2 protein-coding genes and 1 pseudogene are annotated in these 2807 nt (G+C 63.3%); all 3 read right to left on the bottom strand.

Annotated elements, in window-relative coordinates; genetic code table 11:
• Positions 1–155: 155 nt before the first annotated feature.
• Positions 156–1793 (bottom strand): chaperonin GroEL, encoded by a 1638-nt coding sequence (groL, locus tag AC1VS5_RS09495; RefSeq protein ID WP_019127789.1) that lies wholly within the window; start codon positions 1791–1793, stop codon positions 156–158.
• Between the two features lie 63 nt (positions 1794–1856).
• Complete coding sequence (groES, locus tag AC1VS5_RS09490; RefSeq protein ID WP_019127788.1) at positions 1857–2144, bottom strand: co-chaperone GroES; 288 nt, start codon at positions 2142–2144, stop codon at positions 1857–1859.
• A 228-nt stretch (positions 2145–2372) separates the two neighbouring features.
• Positions 2373–2807 (bottom strand): annotated as a pseudogene (locus AC1VS5_RS09485) (hypothetical protein); the annotation flags it as partial.

The raw sequence follows: 2807 nt of genomic DNA, 5'->3' as shown, positions 1-2807 counted from the left end.
CTCTCATCCCCTGCATCCCCCCACGAGCCCGTAAACGCAGGGAAGCCCCCGGTTATTCTCCTGAGCGCTTCCGCAGCAGCTCGGCTCTGCCGAGCTGCGAGGACCAGCGAAGGAGAAAACCGGGGGCTTCCCGCCGGGAGTTCTAGGACTCGCGATTAGTACATTCCGCCACCCTGAGCGCCAGCGGTCGCAGCAGCAATGGCATCCTCAAGCGCGGTGTTCTTCGGAACATCGGTCACCGTAGCCTCGGTGATGAGGATGAGGGAGGCAACGGACGCGGCGTTCTGCAGCGTGGTGCGGGTAACCTTGACCGGGTCGAGCACGCCCATCTCGATCATGTTGCCCCACTCGCCGTTGTAGGAGTTGAGGCCCTCGCCCGCGGGCAGGGAAGCAACCTTGTCGACGACGACGGCGCCCTCGAAGCCAGCGTTCTGGGCGATGGTCGCCACGGGGGCGGTCAGCGCCTTCTTGACGATGTCGACACCGATCTTCTCCTCGGGATCCTCGACCTCAATCGAATCGAGCGCAGGAGCAGCGTCCATGAAGGCCACACCGCCACCAGCGACGATGCCCTCCTCGACGGCGGCACGGGTCGCCTGCAGGGCGTCCTCGACGCGGTGCTTGATCTCCTTGAGCTCGGTCTCGGTGGCAGCGCCCACCTTGATGACGGCCACGCCGCCGGAGAGCTTAGCGAGGCGCTCCTGGAGCTTCTCGCGGTCGAAGTCGGAATCGGTGTGCTCGAGCTCGCCCTTGATCTGGGCAACGCGGGCCTCGATGGCCTCCTTGGAGCCGCCGCCATCAACGATGGTGGTGTTGTCCTTGGTCACCGTGACGGACTTCGCGGTACCGAGCATATCGGCGGTGATGTCGGCAACCTTGATGCCGAGCTCGTCGAGCGCAACCTGGCCGCCGGTGAGCGCGGCGATGTCCTCGAGCATGCGCTTACGACGGTCACCGTAGCCCGGAGCCTTCACGGCAACGACGGAGAGCGCGCCGCGGACCTTGTTGAGCACGAGGGTCGGCAGGGCCTCGCCCTCGATGTCCTCGGCGATGATGAGCAGGCTCTTGCCGGCGCGGCTCACAGCCTCGAGCACGGGCATGATGTCCTGCACGTTAGAGATCTTCTGGTCGGTCATGAGGATGTAAGGATCCTTGAGCGTGGCCTCCATACGATCGTTATCGGTGACGAAGTAGGCGGAGACGTAGCCCTTGTCGAACTGCATGCCCTCGACGGTGTCGATCTGGATGTCGAAGGTCTGGCCGTCCTCGACGGTGATGACGCCGTCCTTGCCCACGACGTCCATGGCGTCGGAGATTTTCGCGCCAACGTTGGGGTCGCCAGCGGAGATGGTGCCCACGGAGGCAATCTGCTCCTTGGTCTCGACCGGCTGCGCCTGCTTCTTCATCTCGTCGACCGCAGCGTTCACGGCCTTCTCGATGCCGCGGCGAATGGCCAGCGGGTTGGCGCCGGCGGCCACATTGCGCAGGCCGTCGTTCACGATGGCCTGAGCGAGCAGGGTCGCGGTGGTGGTGCCGTCACCCACGGTGTCGTTGGTCTTGGTGGCGACCTCCTTCACCAGCTGAGCGCCCATGTTCTCGATGGGGTCCTCGAGCTCGATCTCCTTGGCGACGGAAACGCCGTCGTTGGTGATGGTCGGCGCACCGAAGGAGCGCTGGAGCGCCACATAGCGGCCCTTGGGGCCCATGGTGACGGTCACGGCGTCAGCGAGCTTGTTAACGCCCTTGGCGAGCTTGGTGCGCGCCGCGGTATCGAACGTAATATCCTTTGCCATCTTGTGTATCCTCCGTTACCTAAGATGTAGTACCTAATGAATGGCTAAGCCATACCGACAGGGCTACTCGACGATCGCGTAGATGTCGTCAACGCGCATGAGGAGGTAATCCTCGCCGTCGATCTTGACCTCGTTGCCACCGAACTTGCCATAGATGACCTTGTCACCGGGCTTGACGTCCATGGGGAGACGCTCGCCGTTGTCGTTGAGCTTGCCCTCGCCCACCGCGACGACCTCGCCGCGCTGCGGCTTCTCCTGCGCGTTGCTGGCGATGTAGAGACCGGATGCGGTCTTCTGCTCAGCAGCCTCGGGCTTAATCAGGACGCGATCACCAAGCGGCTTAAGACTCATAGAAGGTTCCTCCTTCAGCGGTTGCGCGGAGCACCTAGCCTCCGCAGCACCATGTCCTTTACGTACGCAGAGAATAGTACCCAGCTCTGAGAACTTATACAACTCGAAGTCAAAAAATCTTATCAATTGACACTTAGATTTCTTGAGCGCCTACCCAGCACCGGCTACGGGCTACGGGCTGCGCGCTATCCGCACACCATCCGCGCCCCGTGCATCTGCATAAGGCCCCTACCTCCCCTGCATGCGCGCTTCAACATCATGCAGCAGCTCGTCCCGAGATCGCCGCATGGCGGGCGTCATGGGCGAAAGCACCTTTTCGTCGAGAAGCTGGCGCGCAACCTCGGTGTCACCGTGCGCCAGCTCATACTCGGCCAGGCGCAGGCACCAGCTCGCGCGTTCGTTGTGGGCCTGGGCCCCTTCAAGGCGACGAACGATGAGCGCAAGATCGGATGCATCCCACGTCTCGACCGGACGCAGCCTCTGCTCCACGCTCTCGCAGACCGAAGCGGCAACCGCCTTTGCCGCCCGGCTCCGTGCAAAGCGGTCGCGGAACTCCTGCGCAGATCGGAGCGCCTGTTCGGCGGCCCCCTGGTCTCCCAGCCAGTACAAGCTGAGCGCGCGCGTGTTTAAGATCGTCGCCCACAAGGCGCTTCTCTCGCCAAC

This window comes from Enorma sp., assembly GCF_982429025.1.
Note: the sequence above shows the minus strand (reverse complement) of the source record. Positions and strands in the feature narration are given on the sequence as shown.

Coding starts and splice junctions, on each gene's coding strand:
- groES (WP_019127788.1), bottom strand. CDS start 2,144: ATGAGTCTTAAGCCGCTTGGTGATCGCGTCCTGATTAAGCCCGAGGCT.
- groL (WP_019127789.1), bottom strand. CDS start 1,793: ATGGCAAAGGATATTACGTTCGATACCGCGGCGCGCACCAAGCTCGCC.